The sequence below is a fragment of the Bradyrhizobium sp. SPXBL-02 genome, assembly GCF_051853065.1.
Classification (GTDB): Bacteria; Pseudomonadota; Alphaproteobacteria; order Rhizobiales; family Xanthobacteraceae; genus Bradyrhizobium.
On the sequence record NZ_CP182474.1, the window covers coordinates 2,401,651 to 2,417,021 of the forward strand.

Sequence of the window (15,371 nt, forward strand, 5' to 3'; positions counted from 1 at the left end):
GCGAGCAAGCGCCGCAGCACGCAGTTATGGGAAATCAGGTGTCAGCCATTCTCGGCTCGGGCGAGCATCGCTATCGCGTCATCGACAATTGGGCGAAGCTGCCGGACGGCTGGCAGCTCACCGATGTCGCCTCTGTCGCGGTTGACAGCAAGGATCGCATCTACGTCTTCAACCGCGGTGCCCATCCGATGGTGGTGTTCGACCGCGACGGCAATTTCCTGCGCGGCTGGGGCGAGGGGCTTTTCTCCCGCGCCCACGGCCTGCATATCGATGCTGACGACAACCTCTATTGCACCGACGACGGCGACCACACCGTGCGCAAATGCACCGCCGATGGCAAGGTGCTGCTGACGATCGGCATTCCCAAGAAGCCCGCACCGTTCATGAGCGGTGATCCCTTCCATCGCTGCACGCACACGGCTTTGTCGCCGAAGGGCGAGATCTACGTCTCCGACGGCTATGGCAACGCCCGCATCCACAAATTCACGCCGAATGGCAAGCTGATCAGAAGCTGGGGCGTGCCCGGCACCGATCCCGGCCAGTTCAACATCGTGCACAATATCGTCGCTGATGCCGATGGCTGGGTCTATGTCGCCGACCGCGAGAACCATCGCGTGCAGGTGTTCGACGGCAACGGCAAATACGAGGCGCAGTGGAATAACCTCCACCGGCCGTGTGCGCTGTGCCGCTGCGGCGGGGCTAAGAACCCGATCGGCGAACTCGGTCCCGCCATGCCGGTCAACCGCAAAGTGCCCAATCTCGGCCCGCGGCTGTCGATCGTGGACGCCAAGGGCAAGCGCATCGCGCGGCTCGGCGGCGAGGATGGCCCCGGTCTTGCGAGCGGCAAGTTCCTCGCGCCGCATGGGATCGCGCTAGACTCCAGAGGCGACATGTATGTTGGCGAGGTCGGCGTCACCGACTGGAAGACGAACTTCCCGGACGAGGAGATGCCGGCCGTGGTCCGCACTTCGCGTTGCCTGCAGAAGCTGGAGAAAGTGACCGACGTTCCGCGCTAGATCGTTTCACTCTCCCATATCGCGGGCTGAATCTTCAACGCTTAGAGCCTCAGATCGATCGTTGCTCCACTTAGGTAACGGTTCGGACCATATCCTGCCTCCTACCGGAAATCGCGCCGCGACTCGCGCGCCGGTACGCACCTCTCCCGAGCCAACCTGCAAGTCGTGATCTTGAGCAATCGATGCGGAACTCGCGATCAAGATGAACGAATCCGACCCGCTGACTTTCGTCGATACTGGTTCGGCCTTCATGGCGGTTCAAGAGAACAAGGCGGCGGAATGGTAGCAAATAGTCGTGAACCAGTCCAAGGAGGCCGGGCAGCCGCTAAAGATGATCGAGGAGCCACTGGTGCTGCAGCCGATCGGCGTCGGCATGAAGAAGGACGATCCGGCGTTGCTCGAGAAGATCAACGAGATCCTACTCGCGATGGCGAGATCAACCAACTTTGGGACAAGTGGCTTGGTCCGAGCACCGAGTTTAAGATGACGCGCACCGACAAGGTGCGCCCCTCAGCCAGTTCACGCCGCTCCCATGATTTTTGAGTTGGTGCCATTCACATCGATAGGAGCAGGCTCTATCCCGAGCTAGGGCCCGTCGCTGCTCTTTCGCCGGCGTGTGTACTATCGAACGTGGTGCGAAGAATTTCAGCGCCGGGGAATGGTATTTTCGCCATCGAGTTGCGCCATGACCCAATCTGCAAAGGCCCGCACTGCCGATCTCTGGCGGCTAGCGCGCGGGTAGATCAGGCGGTGACCGATATATCGGATATCGTTGGCGCGTCCAGCCAGCGGTGCAACTAATCGCCCGCTCGCCAGTTCACGTTCGGCCAGTAGCGTTGATTCTAGCGCGACTCCCAATCCCTCCGCTGCCGTTGCGATCGCCAGAAAGCTGCGATCAAACCTCATGCCGTGGAGGGCAGGGGCTTCCAATCCGTTCGCCGTGAACCATTGGTGCCACTGAACCTGCTTCACATCAGAGCGGATTAGTGTCTGATCGAGGAGATCAGCGGGCTTTCTGATCCCTTTGGCGAGAACAGGGGAACACAGCGGGGTGACCGTCTCCTCCGGCAGAGGAACAACCTCCACGCCCTCCGCGCGCGGCGGACCGTAGACGATGTCGATATCAAAATCATCGTTGCTGAAGCGAGCGTAGTCCGTGCTCGCAGCCAGGCGGACTTCGAGCTTCGGATAAGCGGCGAGAAACTGTGCAAGCCGTGGTGCAAGCCACTGCGCGGCAAAACTGGGTGCCGAATGGACGCGCACCAATTGCGGTCCGCGCGCGGCGACTTCCTCAAGGCCACGGCGAAGCTGATCAAATGCCGCTCCCGTGTGTCGCATCAGATTTTCGCCGGCTGGCGTGAGCCGCACCGATCGCGCGCTGCGCTCGAACAGAACGGTGCGAAGCGTGTCCTCCAGCTTGCGGATGGCATGACTGACCGCACTCGGCGTCAGGTGAAGCTCATTCGCCGCATCGCGGAATGATCCCGTGCGAGCAGCGGCTTCAAAGGCGCGAATTGCCGATATCGGGACATTCGACAGCATTCCATAAGTGAACCAGATTCATCGATCCGTGACAACTGTGCGTTTGTCTGTTGCGCGTCCCGGGTGCATTCCTAGCCTTGCCGAGAAACAATCTAGGGGAGGGACTGATGCTGCTCAGCGGCAAGACGGCCATCATTTCGGGCGCGGCATCGCCGCGCGGCATCGGGCTTGCCACGGCACGGCGGTTCGCCGCCGAGGGCGCCCGGGTCGGCATTCTCGACATTGACGCGAGCGCGGCGGCGGACGCCGCGGCATCGCTTGGCAAGTCCCACATTGGGCTGCAATGCGATGTCGCCGACAAATCATCCTGCGAGCAGGCCGTCGCTCGCGTGATCGAATCCTTCGCAAGCATCGATATTCTCATCAACAACGCCGGCATCACCCAGCCGGTCAAGTTCCTGGATATCTCGCCGGCTGATTGGGATCGCATTCAGGACGTCAATCTGAAGGGCATTCTGTTCCTCTCCCAGGCGGTGATCCCGCACATGCGCGCGCGCAAGTCCGGATCGATCGCCTGCATGTCGTCGGTTTCGGCCCAGCGCGGCGGCGGAATTTTTGGCGGTCCGCACTATTCGGCCGCGAAGGCTGGCGTGCTCGGTCTCGCCAAGGCGATGGCCCGTGAGTTCGGACCGGACGGCATCCGCGTCAATTGCGTGACGCCCGGCCTGATCGGCACCGATATCACCGCGGGCAAGCTGACCGACGAGATGAGGACGAAGATCCTGGAAGGCATTCCGCTCAATCGTCTTGGCACGGCAGACGACGTCGCCGGCATCTACACCTTCCTGGCCTCGGATCTCTCCGCCTACGTAACTGGTGCCGTGATCGACGTCAACGGCGGCATGCTCATCCACTGAGCCAGCAAGACAAGGTCCAGATCGATGGAAAAGCTGACCAACACGCCCAAGTTGGCGGACCGCGCCTACAACATTCGCCGCAATGCGCTGCGCATGGGTGAGGTCCAGGGCCAGGGCTATATCGCCCAGGCGCTGGACATCTCCGACGTCCTCGCCGTGGCCTATTTTCACGCAATGCGCTACCGGCCGGAAGATCCCTCCTGGGAAGACCGCGACCGCTTCCTGTTATCAAACGGGCACTACGCCATCGCGCTTTATGCGGCTTTGATCGAGGCGGGGATCGTCCCCGAGGACGAGCTCGAAACCTATGGCAGCGATGAGAGTCGCCTGCCGATGTCGGGCATGGCCTCCTACACGCCCGGAATGGAAATGTCGGGCGGCTCGCTCGGGCTTGGGCTCAGCATCGCCGTCGGCATGGGCTTGGGGCTGAAGCGCAAGAACTCCGAGGTGCGGGTGTACACGTTGTTCTCCGACGGCGAGCTCGATGAGGGCTCGGTCTGGGAGGCCATCCAGTCGGCGGGCCATTACAAGCTCGACAATCTGATCGGCATCGTCGACGTCAACAATCAGCAGGCGGACGGTCCTTCGACGCAGGTGATGGCGTTCGAGCCGCTGGTCGAGAAGCTTCAGGCTTTCGGCTGGTTCGTACAGCGGATCGACGGCAACGATCTCGACGCCGTGGTTGCCGCGTTCGATGCCGCCAAGTCTCACCCAGCGCCCAAGCCGCGCATGATCGTCGCCGACACGCTGATGGGCAAGGGCGTTCCTTTCCTGGAGCAGCGCGAAAAGAACCATTTCATCCGGGTCGAGCAGCACGAATGGCAGCTCGCGCTGGCCGCGCTGGAAGCCGGGAGGCAGGCATGAAGACCGTCAGATCAGCACCCCAGCCGGGCAAGCCGCGCCTGACCACCTCAGCCATGATCGCTTCGATCGCATCGGAAGGGCAGAAAACGAAACCGGCGCCGTTTGGACAAGCGCTCGTCGAGCTCGCGCGCAGCCGTCCCGATGTGGTCGGCATGACGGCCGATCTCGGCAAATACACCGACCTGCACATCTTTGCGAAAGAATTTCCGGATCGCTACTACCAGATGGGCATGGCGGAACAGCTTCTGTTCGGCGCGGCCTCAGGTCTTGCCGCCGAAGGCTTCATGCCGTTCGCTACCACCTACGCGGTGTTCGCTTCGCGCCGTGCTTACGACTTCATTCACCAGACGATTGCGGAGGAAGACCGCAACGTGAAGATCGTCTGCGCGTTGCCCGGTCTGACGTCGGGCTATGGCCCGAGTCATCAAGCCGCGGAGGATCTCGCGCTTTTTCGCGCGATGCCGAACATGACGGTCATCGATCCCTGCGATGCGCATGAAATCGACCAGCTGGTGCCCGCGATCGCGGCGCATCAGGGGCCGGTCTACATGCGCCTGCTGCGAGGCCAGGTGCCGGTCGTGCTTGACGAATACGACTACAAGTTCGAGCTCGGCAAGGCCAAGCTGATCCGCGACGGGAAGGATGTTCTGATCATCTCATCGGGCATCATGACCATGCGTGCGCTTGAGGCGTTGCAAACTCTGAAGAACGACCGCATCGATGCTGCGGTGCTCCATGTCCCCACCATAAAGCCGCTCGACGCCGAGACGATACTGCGTGAAGCCGGCAAGTCGGGCCGCCTGGTCGTCGTTGCCGAAAACCACACGACGATTGGCGGTCTCGGGGAGGCGATTGCCGCACTCCTGATGCGTTCCGGTGTCCATCCGCCGTTCCGCCAGATTGCATTGCCGGACGAATTTCTTGACGCGGGCGCACTTCCGACCCTGCACGATCGCTACGGCATTTCCACCGCAGAGGTTGCGAGGCAGGTGAAGCTGTGGCTTTAGCGCAGCGAGGCTAAGCGCCAACCCAGCCAGGCTCTAGTGAGCAGCCACCCGCGGTGCACGTCGCGGCGGCGAACGACGCCTCTTGTCTAGACGCCGGCGATCGAGAGCTGGTGAACGAAAAATACAAAAGGTTTGCACACAGTAGGCTGTTGCAGCCGGCACAACGACAATGAAGGAGCAGGAGGAAGACATGACTAGCTCGAAGACCGGGCGCATCAGCCGACGTTCGCTGTTGCTCGCGGCCAGCGCCGTACCTCTTTGCGGGATTCTGACCCGCCCGGCTTCTGCCGCCGAGTTCGTTTATAAGTTCGCGACCGGGCAGGATCCAACCCATCCGGTGAATGTACGAGCGCAAGAGGCGATCGACCGTATCCGCGAAGCAACCAGCGGCCGGCTGGAGATCAGGCTGTTCCCGGCCAATCAGCTCGGCTCCGACACCGAGCTCCTGACCCAAGTTCGCAGCGGCGGCGTCGAGTTCTTCAACCAATCCTCCTCGATCCTTGCCACCCTGGTGCCAAGCGCCGGCATCGTGAACACCGGCTTCGCATTCACCGACTACGACAGCGTGTGGAAGGCCATGGACGGCGAGCTCGGCACCTACATCCGGACGCAGATCGCCAAGACGCCGATCATGGCGGTGTCCAAGACCTGGGACAACGGCTTCCGTCAGGTGACCTCGTCCGGCCGCGAGATCCGCACCCCGGATGATCTGAAGAATTTCCAGATCCGCGTTCCGCCCGCGCCGCTGCTCACCTCGCTCTTCAAGGCGCTCGGCGCCGGGCCGACGCCGATCAACTTCAACGAGGTCTATTCCGCGTTGCAAACCAAGGTCGTTGACGGGCAGGAAAATCCGTTGCCCATCATCGCGACTGCCCGTCTCTATGAAGTGCAGAGCACGTGCAGCCTGACGGGGCACGTCTGGGACGGCTACTGGATCCTCGGCAACAAGCGCGCTTTCGAGCGCCTGCCGAAGGACGTGCAGGCGATCGTGACGCGAGAGCTCGACCGCTCCGCGGTCGATCAGCGCGCCGACATCGCGAAGCTCAGCCAGTCACTGCGCGCCGATCTTTCGGCCAAGGGCCTCAAATTCATCGACGTCGATCGCGCCGCCTTCCGCCAGGCCTTGTCCAAAACCAGCTTCTACGCCGACTGGAAAGCCAAGTTTGGCGAGGAGGCATGGTCGCAGCTCGAAAAAGCCGCAGGCCAGTTATCATGACCAGCGTGAGCCATCCGCCCCACGTCGATGCCGGTGTGGCGGCCAGCGCCCCGCATGCAAGCTGGCGCAGTTGGGTGATAACGGCGAACAGCGTGCTTGGCCATATCGTGGCGGTCCCGGCAGCACTGCTCGTGCTGGCGGAGATCGCTGTGCTGTCTGCCGGCATCGTGGGGCGATACGTGTTCCGCTCGCCGATCATCTGGTCTGACGAGCTTGCCGGCATTCTGTTCCTCTGGCTCGCCATGCTCGGATCCGTGATTGCGTTCCAGCGCGGCGAGCACATGCGGATGACCGCGATCGTCGGCGTACTGAGTACGGAAGTTCGCGCGTTTCTGGACACCATCGCGGCCGCAGCGTCGCTGGCCTTCCTCGTGCTGGTCGTCTGGCCGGCCTATGAGTTCGCGGCCGACGAGGCCTTCGTCACGACGCCGGCGCTCGAGATCGTCAACAGCTGGCGCGCGGCGGCGCTGCCGATCGGCATCGGCTTGATGCTGATCGCAGCGGTTATCCGGCTGATCCGCATCGCGACCCTGCGCAACCTGCTGGCTTCGGTCGCGATGGTCGCGGGCATCCTCGCGATGTTCGTTCTGCTCGCTCCCGTCTTGAAGCCGCTCGGCAATCTGAATCTTCTGATCTTCTTCGTTTTCGTCGTCGGCGCAATGGTCTTCGCGGCCGTCCCGATCGCCTTCGCATTCGGCCTCGCCACCGTCGGCTATCTCGCTCTCACAACCAGCACGCCCGACGTGGTGATGATCGGGCGAATGGACGAGGGCATGAGCCACCTGATCCTGCTCGCCGTGCCGCTCTTCGTCTTTCTCGGCCTTCTGATCGAGATGACGGGCATGGCGCGCGCCACGGTCAGCTTCCTGGCGAGCCTGCTGGGCCACGTGCGCGGCGGATTGCACTACGTGCTGGTCGGGGCGATGTATCTGGTCTCGGGCATTTCTGGGTCCAAGGCGGCCGACATGGCTGCGGTGGCTCCGGTCCTGTTTCCCGAGATGCGGCAGCGCGGGGCCAAGCCGGGCGACCTCGTTGCGCTTCTGGCGGCAACCGGCGCGCAGACCGAGACCATCCCGCCCTCGCTGGTTCTGATCACGATCGGCTCGGTGACCGGCGTGTCGATCTCGGCCCTCTTCACTGGCGGGTTGCTCCCCGGCGTGGTGCTCGCGGTTATGCTCGCGGCCGTAGTCTGGTGGCGATACCGCCGCGAAGACCTGTCTCACGTCAAACGGGCTACCGGCCGGCAAATCGGGCGGGCCTTTGTGATCGCGATACCTGCTATCGCACTGCCGTTCGTGATCCGCACAGCGGTCGTCGAGGGCGTTGCGACGGCAACGGAAGTCTCGACGATCGGCATCCTGTACTCGGTCTGCGCCGGTCTGTTCATCTATCGGCAGTTCGATTGGCGTCGCATCTACCCGATGCTGGTCGAGACAGCCTCGCTGTCAGGGGCGATCCTGCTCATCATCGGCGCGGCGACAGGCATGGCGTGGGCGCTGACCCAGTCGGGATTTTCGGCTTCTCTGGCCAAATTCATGACCAGCCTACCCGGCGGGGTCCCCGTCTTCCTGGCAGTTACGATCGTGACTTTCGTGATCCTCGGCAGCGTGCTGGAGGGAATCCCGGCCATCGTCCTGTTCGGTCCGTTGCTGTTCCCGATCGCGCGGCAGGTCGGGGTGCACGATGTACACTACGCGATGGTGGTCGTCCTCGCCATGGGCATCGGCCTGTTTGCGCCGCCGTTCGGCGTCGGCTATTACGCGGCCTGCGCGATCAGCCGCATCAATCCGGACCAGGGCATGAAGCCGATTGTGGGCTATATGATCGCACTCTTGATCGGCACCTTAATTATTGCCGCCGTGCCCTGGCTGTCGATCGGCTTCCTTTGACTGCTCCGAAGGAGCCTCGCGGCCACCACGAGGCTCCTGGTCAGGCGAATTTCGGCAGATGAAGCGGCAGGCCCTCGCAGGCCATGTCAATCTCCTCGACCTGGCCCTTGCCGACCTCAGTGACGCGTAGCTTCCTGCCTTCCAGCGCAAAGGCACAGTTGGTCGGCTGGGGCCCATCCAGGATCAAGCGATCGACGACCTCACCGCGCCGGTCTAGCACCGTAACGTTCTTCTGGTTGTAGACCGTGCAATAGAGCCGGCCGTCCGTTCCGAAGGCCATCCCGTCCGGCCCTTTGAAATCCGGATTGGCATCCGGCTGCAGCACGTTGCCGAAGACGACGCGTTTCGGCGCTGCCTCGCCAAGCACGTCATAACGGTAGATCTCGCCAGTGAAGGATGCGTTGGCGTAGAGGTGATTGTCGGGACCGAAGGCAATGCCGTTGGTGAAGCGGATCTTGCGATCGAGCACGCGGAGCACCTTCATGGCTGCGGGATCGATCTCGTATACACGGCCGTCCCAGTCGAGATCCATATACCCGTCGACGAAGGCCTGGCCGTTGATGAAATCCTCGGCGGCCATCCCGGAGTCGGTCATGTACAGCAGCCCGTTTGGACCGAAGCAGAGATCGTTCGGAAACAGAAAGCGCTCCGCGCCTTCCCCTTGCATGCGCCGGATCTCGTTTCCGCTTTCGTCGATGCAGATCAGCGCCCGCAGGCCAGCTTCCGCGATCCAGATCCGGCCGTGGCCATCGGTCGTCAGTCCGTTCGGACGACCAGCCGTCGTTCGGATGACGCGGCGATTGCCGCGAGGATCGAGCCGCGTGACGCAAAGGGTCGACGCGGACATCTCTGTGACATACATCGAGCCGTCGGGCAGGCACACCGGACCCTCCGGCGCGCCAATTCCGGTTGCAAACAATCTCGATGCCATTCATCCCTCCCGTTCTCGAAAGTTGCTCTCGTTATGCGATGACCAGGCCGCTGGCCGGATCGATCAGCACCACGCGATTGAGGTCGATGGCGAGATCGATTCGCTCGCCATGGCTGCTGACGTCATGGGCCTGCAGTTCGGCAACGGCATCGACGCCGCCGATCCTGATGGTGGTGAAGGTGCGTGCCCCCGTCGGCTGAATGAGATCGGCGGTGGCCGAATAGGAGACCACGCCTTCGCGCAACGGCCCGCCGGCCCGACTGAAGTGCTGGGGCCGAATGCCCAGGAGAATCTCTCGCCCATCCATACTGGCCAACGGCCCCGCCTTCGCGCTCGGAAGCGTCAGTTCACCGCCGGACTGAAACACAACTGCTGAGGCGGGACCGTTTCTCCTGAGGGTCGCCGGGATGAGATTGATCGAGGGAGAGCCGAGAAAGCCGGCGACGAACCCCGTGCGCGGCTGCTCGAACAGCTCGAGCGGAGCGCCCTGCTGCTCGATCTGTCCGTCACGCAGCAGCACGATCCGGTCGGCCAGCGTCATCGCCTCGACCTGGTCATGGGTAACATAGATCATCGTCGTCGTGATCTCGTGATGCAGGCGCTTGATCTCGGTCCGCATCTCGTCACGCAGCTGCGCGTCGAGATTCGAGAGCGGCTCGTCGAACAGGAACAGGTCGGCCTTGCGAACGATGGCGCGGCCGATCGCGACGCGCTGACGCTGTCCACCGGAGAGCTGCCGCGGATAGCGCTGCAGGAAATTGCCGATGCCGAGCATCTCGGCGGCTTCACTGACCCGCTTCCTGATCTCGATCTCGGGAGTCTTGCGCGCGCGCAGACCGAAGGCAATGTTCTCGCTGACGGTCAGATAGGGGTAGAGCGCATAGTTCTGAAACACCATCGCGATGTTGCGCTCGCGCGGGCGCAGATCGTTGACCACCGCGCCCCCGATGGTGATCGTCCCACCATCCGGATCCTCGAGGCCGGCGATCGTTCGCAAGAGCGTGCTCTTGCCGCAGCCGGACGGCCCCACCAGCACGGCGAATTCGCCATCGGCGATGGTGAGATCAACTCCCCGGACCGCATGCACGTTGCCGTAGTATTTGTGTACTCCGGACAGCTTGACGTCAGCCACACCGCTCTCCCTAACCCTTGACTGCGCCCAGCGAGATGCCGCGCACGAGATAACGCTGCATCACCGAGACCGCGACGAAGATCGGCAACGTCCCCAGGACCGACATCGCCGCGATCTTCGCCCAGAAATTCGATTGGCCGCCGAAATAGCGCGTCAGCATGACCGGAAAGGTGATGACCTCGGTGCGCGTGAGCACGAGCGCGAACAGAAAGTCGTTCCAGGCGAACACGAAGGTGAAGACCGACGTCGCCATGAGGCCGGGACGAACCATCGGGAAAACGACCTTCCAAATCACCTCCCATCGATTGAGGCCATCGACCAGCGCGCTTTCCTCGAGCTCCAGGGGAACGTCGACGATGTAGCCACGCATCATCCAGATCACGTAGGGGAGATTGAATGCGGTGTAGAGGAGGATCAGCCCGAAATAGCCGTCGACGAGACCGAAATACACGTAGATCAGGAAGATCGGAAAGACGACCGCGATCGGCGGGATCATGCGCTGTGTGATGATCCACATCGCGAGGTTCTCGCCGCCGGTGCCGAACCTGGCGAGGCTGTAGGCGCAGAGCGTCCCGAGAACGATTGCGATGCCGGAGCTGACGCCGGCGACGATCAGGCTGTTCAGGATTGCCAGAACGTCGCCATCCCTAAACAGGACGTAATAGTTCGAGAACTGGATCTGTCCGGGAATCCACAAGGGCGGGACGTGATAGATCTCGTCCGGTGTCTTGAACGAAATCATGAACAGCCAATAGACGGGAAACAGGAACAGCAGGGTCACGATGCCGGCGCCGAGATAGCGGACGGCGAGAATGCGGGCTTTTCTGGCCGGAAGCCTGCCGATCCTCATCGCGCGAGCTCCATGCGCTTGAGGACCAGGGTCGTGATCAGCGTCAGCATTGCAATCACCAGGAACGAGATCGCGGCCGTATAGCTGGTCTCGAATTGCGAGAAGCCTTGTACATAGGTGTAGAGCGAAATGGTCTCGGTCATCGAGCCCGGCCCGCCCTCGGTGAGGGCCCAGATGATGTCGAAGATGCGAACGAGATCGAGGCCGCGGATCAGACAGGCGACGGCGATCACGGGCGCGATCGCCGGCAGAACGATCGCGCGAAGCACGCGCAGGTACGACGCCCCATCGATCTCCGCAGCCTCGAGCTGCGACTGGTCGACATTCGACAGCGCGGCGAGCAGCAGCAGGAACATGAAGGGCGACCACTGCCAGACCTCGCAGATGATAATCGCCGGATAGACGTAGGCGGGATTGACCGTCCACAGGATCCGGACCGGTTCTCCAGCAATGAAGCTCAGAATCTGGCCAATCGGGCCGAAGCGGACGTCGAACATCAGACGCCAGGTCGCACCCGCGACAATCGGAGAGATCACCGTCGGAAGCACCAGCAGCGCGACGAAGATCTGTCGACCCGGCATTCGATCGATGAAGAGCTGCGCCATCAGGAAGCCGATCAGCAGCTCCAGGGGAAGGGCGATCGCGGTGATGATGGCGGTGTGGCCGAGCGAAGCCCAGAGGCGGGTATCCCTGAACAGCTCCGCATAGTTCAAGAGACCAACGAAGGAGGTGTCGTTCTCGGTCATCGTGATGCGCTGGAAGCTCACGATCAGCGAGTAGATCAGAGGGAACAGGCCGACCAGGAGGAGAATCAGGATGGCCGGCGCGACTATGAGATAGGGCAGGCGGTCCTCGAGCATGCGCCCGAAGCGGCTGGGGCGGCGCTGCTCGGCGCCATTGAGGCTCACAGAAACTGTCATCATCAGTCCGGAAAACGGCAAGACACGGGAGGGCGATGCCTCCCGTGCGGTATCCAGTCAGTTATTGCGGGTAGGCGCCGGGCTTTGCGGCCCAGACCTTGTAGACGGCTTTCTGGTTCTCGATGCCGACCTTCTCCGTGATCGCGTCGAATTGTTGCGCCATGCGATCGAGAATGGCCTTGGGATCTTCACCGGCCCACAGGCTCGAAATCGCCTTGGTCATCGCCTCGTCGTACTTGTCCTGTTGCAGCAGCGAGAGATCGAGCAGGCCCTTCTCGCCCGACGTCTTGATTGTGTCGAGATAGGCGGCAGCGTCAGGCCAGAGCCCACGATATTTCTCGCTCGCGTAGTGGGAGAGGCGGAACGGATCGCGCAGCGTATACGGGAGCTGGACGCGCTCGAGGCTGGTCTTCTTGCTGTTCAGCCACTGGATGAAGAGATACGCGGCCTCCTTGTTCTTGCTGGTGGCCGACACCGACAAGTCGAAGCCGACGCCGAGTTCGGGGCGGCCGAGAGGCGTGAGCGCGTAGCCGACCTTGCCGGCGACCTGCGATTTTGGCACCCACTTCAGGGCTTGCTCGCCCGAGCCGTAGCCTGCGGCCCACCGACCGTAGGGCGGCCAGGAGATCGTCATCGCGGTCGTGCCCTGAAGGAACGCGGCGAGATTGTCGACGAAATTCCACTGCTCCACGCCCGGAGGCATGAACTTGTTCTCCGCCAGCATCTGCTTGAACACCTTGAGACCGACGTCGCCATTCACCGTCGCCTTCATGGTGTCGGCATTGAAGAACTTGCCGCCCTCCATCCGGAAGCGTTCCTGGAACATGTACTGCGGATAGGGCGCGGTGCGGAAGAAGCCGGCGCCGTAGACCTTCGGCGCCATCTTGTCGGTGATGAACTGGCCGATCTCGTCGAACTGTTTCCAGTCCTTTGGTGGCGCGAGTTCGTAGCCGAATTTGGCCTTGAATTCGTCCTTCATCTTCGGATCCTCGAAGATGTCCTTCCGGTAGTAGAGCAGCATCACGTCGCCGTCGTCCGGGAAGCCGTAGATCTTCCCGTCATACTGCATCTGGTTGTCGCGGTACGCGGCCGCGATGTCCTGCAGTTCGTCGCGGTAGCCGAACTTGTCGACATACTTGTCGAGAGGCTCGAGCGCGCCGGCGCGTGCAAGATCGGGCATCCAGGATGGGATGACGTTCAGCGCGTCATAAGCCCCGGCGCCTGATTTGAAATCCTGCATGATCTTGGTGAACATCTGGTCGGTCGGCACCTCGACCACCTTCACCTTGATGCCGGTGAGCTTCTCCCATTGCGGACCGGAGTAGTTCAGCGGATCCAGCGATTGCAAGCCGGCCTCCCAGACGATGCTGATGGTTGTGCCCGCGTACTTCTTCGCGGCCTCCACTGCTGTTTCGGCGGCATCCTTGTCGGCGGCCGGCGCTGAACCTGCGGCAAGCGCTAGTACTGCGGCCGCACCGAGAAACGTCGTGAACCTCATCCCTTCCTCCTCCTCTCTGGACGTCCGGAGTCCGGCGGAGCCGGCTTCGGAGCGCTTCTCCCGTGATCTCTGCCCGCTTAGCCAGCCCCGGCGTAAACGGACGCTGTCGGCGGCCCCCCGCCGAGAGAAACAAATTCATCTATCTCGAGGATTTGCAGCGCGGGCGCATCGCTGGTCCAGCTTGTCGCCCGCAACCTGAATGGACGCCAGTTGGCGTTGTAGAAGCACATATCCTCCCCAAAGCGCTCGAGCGCGTTGACTTTGGGGCTAGTCTGCGTCGAGGTGGAACTGGCCGACAAATGAGAACTTTGCAAGCATCGGTGAACCGCAGTCACCTGTCTGCTGATACCTCCTCTGAAACTAACGGAGGCAAATCTGCCGGATCCCCCTGATTCAATCCCCTCGCGCGGCAAAGGGCGCCAGGTTTACGCCGTGCCCACTTTTCATCTTGTTGGACGTTCTTTCAGATGACCTGTTCGGAGTCACATCGCGAGAAGTGCGACAACGATGTGCAAGGCTAGAATGCTGCCATTTGCGCTGCTTGTCTTTCGTGCAGTCATAACGGCTCCGTTCGCGACCTCTCGGTAACGGCTCGCCTTGCGAACGATTCACGCAGGGAGTCGTAACCATAGCTGACCTCTGTCTCTATTGCAGAGATCGAGCAGCGGCGACGCGTCCGCGCACCACTCTATCAGTAGCGTTATTGCGAAAGGCTCCCGGACGGAAGCGACGTTCCGCCATTTTGATATCAATGAGACATAACACTGGCCCATAGTCGAAGCGTCTTCGCAGAAACTATGACGAGTGCTCGAACTGCGGTTGCCAGCGCAACAAATAGGACTGCAGCGCGCGTACTGCGATGGCCAGCAGGATGCCGACGAACATCATGACGAAGATGGCCACCATCATCTCGCTGGCGTTGGCCCGCGCCTCGGCTTCGATGATGAGCTTGCCGAGGCCGCGCTCGGCGCCGATGAACTCGCCGACGATGACGCCGATTAAGGCAAAAGAAACAGCCGGCAAGAGCGAGGCAAATACCCAGGCGAGCGCGGACGGGATCACGACGGTGCGCAGCACCGTGAATTCATCGGCGCCGAGCAGGCGCGCCGCGGCGATCTGATCACGGTCGACCGCACGTGTTCCCTCGAAGGTGTTGAAGAACACCACGAAGAACACGACGAGCCAGGCGGTTGCGATCTTCGAGAGGTCACCGAGGCCGAAGATCAGGATGACGAGCGGCACCAGTGCGATGCGCGGGATCGAGTTGAGTGCCACGATGTAGGGGCCGAACACGCGGGCAAGGAAGTCGGAACGGCCGAGAATCAGGCCGGCCGCGATGCCGCTCGCGGAGCCGAACAGAAAGCCCCACCAAGTGTTCTTCAGGGTGACGAGTGTGGCAAGCCACAGATTGTTGTCGCTGCCCGTGATACAGGCGGTAAAGCCGGCCGCGTCGGAAAAGCAACCGAGCCGCAAAAAACTCTGCCAGATCAGCGATGGCTTGGCGACGAAATAGGGATCGAGGAGTTTCGGCACGTAGGCTTTCGGCAGCAGCGCCTTGCTCCATTCGAAGCCCCACTGCCAGACGATGAGAACGACTGCGAGAATGGCCAGTTGCCAGAACAGGATGACAGTACGGCTGTTGGACATGG

Annotated in this window: 13 protein-coding genes and 1 pseudogene; 7 read left to right on the forward strand and 7 right to left on the reverse strand. The window is 62.0% G+C overall.

The genetic code is table 11. From position 1 onward, the window contains the following. Positions 1-38: 38 nt before the first annotated feature. Together ACNJYD_RS10830 and ACNJYD_RS10835 are read left to right on the forward strand one after the other, a co-directional pair. The gene (locus tag ACNJYD_RS10830; protein WP_439366333.1) at positions 39-1,016 is read left to right on the forward strand and encodes a peptidyl-alpha-hydroxyglycine alpha-amidating lyase family protein; all 978 of its coding nucleotides are present in this window, start codon (positions 39-41) and stop codon (positions 1,014-1,016) included. Positions 1,017-1,200: 184 nt separating this feature from the next. Then, positions 1,201-1,552, forward strand: a pseudogene (locus ACNJYD_RS10835) (ABC transporter); the annotation flags it as partial. A 109-nt stretch (positions 1,553-1,661) separates the two neighbouring features. On the opposite strand, the gene ACNJYD_RS10840 reads toward ACNJYD_RS10835, so the two are convergent. After that, positions 1,662-2,558 (reverse strand): LysR substrate-binding domain-containing protein, encoded by an 897-nt coding sequence (locus ACNJYD_RS10840; RefSeq protein WP_439366335.1) that lies wholly within the window; start codon positions 2,556-2,558, stop codon positions 1,662-1,664. A gap of 107 nt (positions 2,559-2,665) precedes the next feature. On the opposite strand from ACNJYD_RS10840, the gene ACNJYD_RS10845 reads away from it, so the two are divergent. The 5 genes from ACNJYD_RS10845 (at position 2,666) to ACNJYD_RS10865 (ending at position 8,391) form a co-directional block, all read left to right on the forward strand. Next, positions 2,666-3,415, forward strand: coding sequence for an SDR family NAD(P)-dependent oxidoreductase (locus tag ACNJYD_RS10845; protein WP_439366337.1), 750 nt, complete (start codon positions 2,666-2,668; stop codon positions 3,413-3,415). Between the two features lie 24 nt (positions 3,416-3,439). Continuing rightward, positions 3,440-4,279, forward strand: a complete 840-nt coding sequence (locus tag ACNJYD_RS10850; RefSeq protein ID WP_439366339.1) for a transketolase — start codon at positions 3,440-3,442, stop codon at positions 4,277-4,279. Further along, on the forward strand, positions 4,276-5,286 hold the full coding sequence (locus tag ACNJYD_RS10855; RefSeq protein WP_439366341.1) for a transketolase family protein: 1,011 nt from the start codon (positions 4,276-4,278) through the stop codon (positions 5,284-5,286). The genes ACNJYD_RS10850 and ACNJYD_RS10855 overlap by 4 nt, the downstream gene beginning before the upstream one ends. A 190-nt stretch (positions 5,287-5,476) precedes the next feature. Continuing rightward, entirely contained in the window at positions 5,477-6,502 is a 1,026-nt protein-coding gene (locus tag ACNJYD_RS10860; RefSeq protein ID WP_439366342.1) for a TRAP transporter substrate-binding protein, read from the forward strand. Further along, positions 6,499-8,391 carry a TRAP transporter large permease gene (locus ACNJYD_RS10865; protein ID WP_439366344.1) on the forward strand — a complete coding sequence of 631 codons (1,893 nt, stop codon included), beginning with the start codon at positions 6,499-6,501 and terminating at the stop codon, positions 8,389-8,391. The genes ACNJYD_RS10860 and ACNJYD_RS10865 overlap by 4 nt, the downstream gene beginning before the upstream one ends. A gap of 40 nt (positions 8,392-8,431) precedes the next feature. On the opposite strand, the gene ACNJYD_RS10870 is transcribed toward ACNJYD_RS10865, so the two are convergent. The 6 genes from ACNJYD_RS10870 to ACNJYD_RS10895 all read right to left on the reverse strand — a co-directional run bounded on the left by ACNJYD_RS10870 (position 8,432) and on the right by ACNJYD_RS10895 (position 15,369). After that, the gene (locus ACNJYD_RS10870) at positions 8,432-9,322 is read right to left on the reverse strand and encodes an SMP-30/gluconolactonase/LRE family protein (protein ID WP_439366346.1); all 891 of its coding nucleotides are present in this window, start codon (positions 9,320-9,322) and stop codon (positions 8,432-8,434) included. 31 nt (positions 9,323-9,353) lie between these two features. Continuing rightward, the gene (locus tag ACNJYD_RS10875) at positions 9,354-10,454 is read right to left on the reverse strand and encodes an ABC transporter ATP-binding protein (protein WP_439366348.1); all 1,101 of its coding nucleotides are present in this window, start codon (positions 10,452-10,454) and stop codon (positions 9,354-9,356) included. Between the two features lie 10 nt (positions 10,455-10,464). Next, positions 10,465-11,304, reverse strand: a complete 840-nt coding sequence (locus ACNJYD_RS10880) for a carbohydrate ABC transporter permease (RefSeq protein ID WP_439366350.1) — start codon at positions 11,302-11,304, stop codon at positions 10,465-10,467. Continuing rightward, on the reverse strand, positions 11,301-12,224 hold the full coding sequence (locus ACNJYD_RS10885; protein ID WP_439366352.1) for a carbohydrate ABC transporter permease: 924 nt from the start codon (positions 12,222-12,224) through the stop codon (positions 11,301-11,303). The genes ACNJYD_RS10880 and ACNJYD_RS10885 overlap by 4 nt, the downstream gene beginning before the upstream one ends. Before the next feature lie 61 nt (positions 12,225-12,285). Next, positions 12,286-13,722 (reverse strand): ABC transporter substrate-binding protein, encoded by a 1,437-nt coding sequence (locus tag ACNJYD_RS10890; protein WP_439366354.1) that lies wholly within the window; start codon positions 13,720-13,722, stop codon positions 12,286-12,288. A 795-nt stretch (positions 13,723-14,517) separates the two neighbouring features. Beyond that, positions 14,518-15,369 carry an ABC transporter permease gene (locus ACNJYD_RS10895; protein WP_439366355.1) on the reverse strand — a complete coding sequence of 284 codons (852 nt, stop codon included), beginning with the start codon at positions 15,367-15,369 and terminating at the stop codon, positions 14,518-14,520. Between the last annotated feature and the right edge of the window lie 2 nt (positions 15,370-15,371).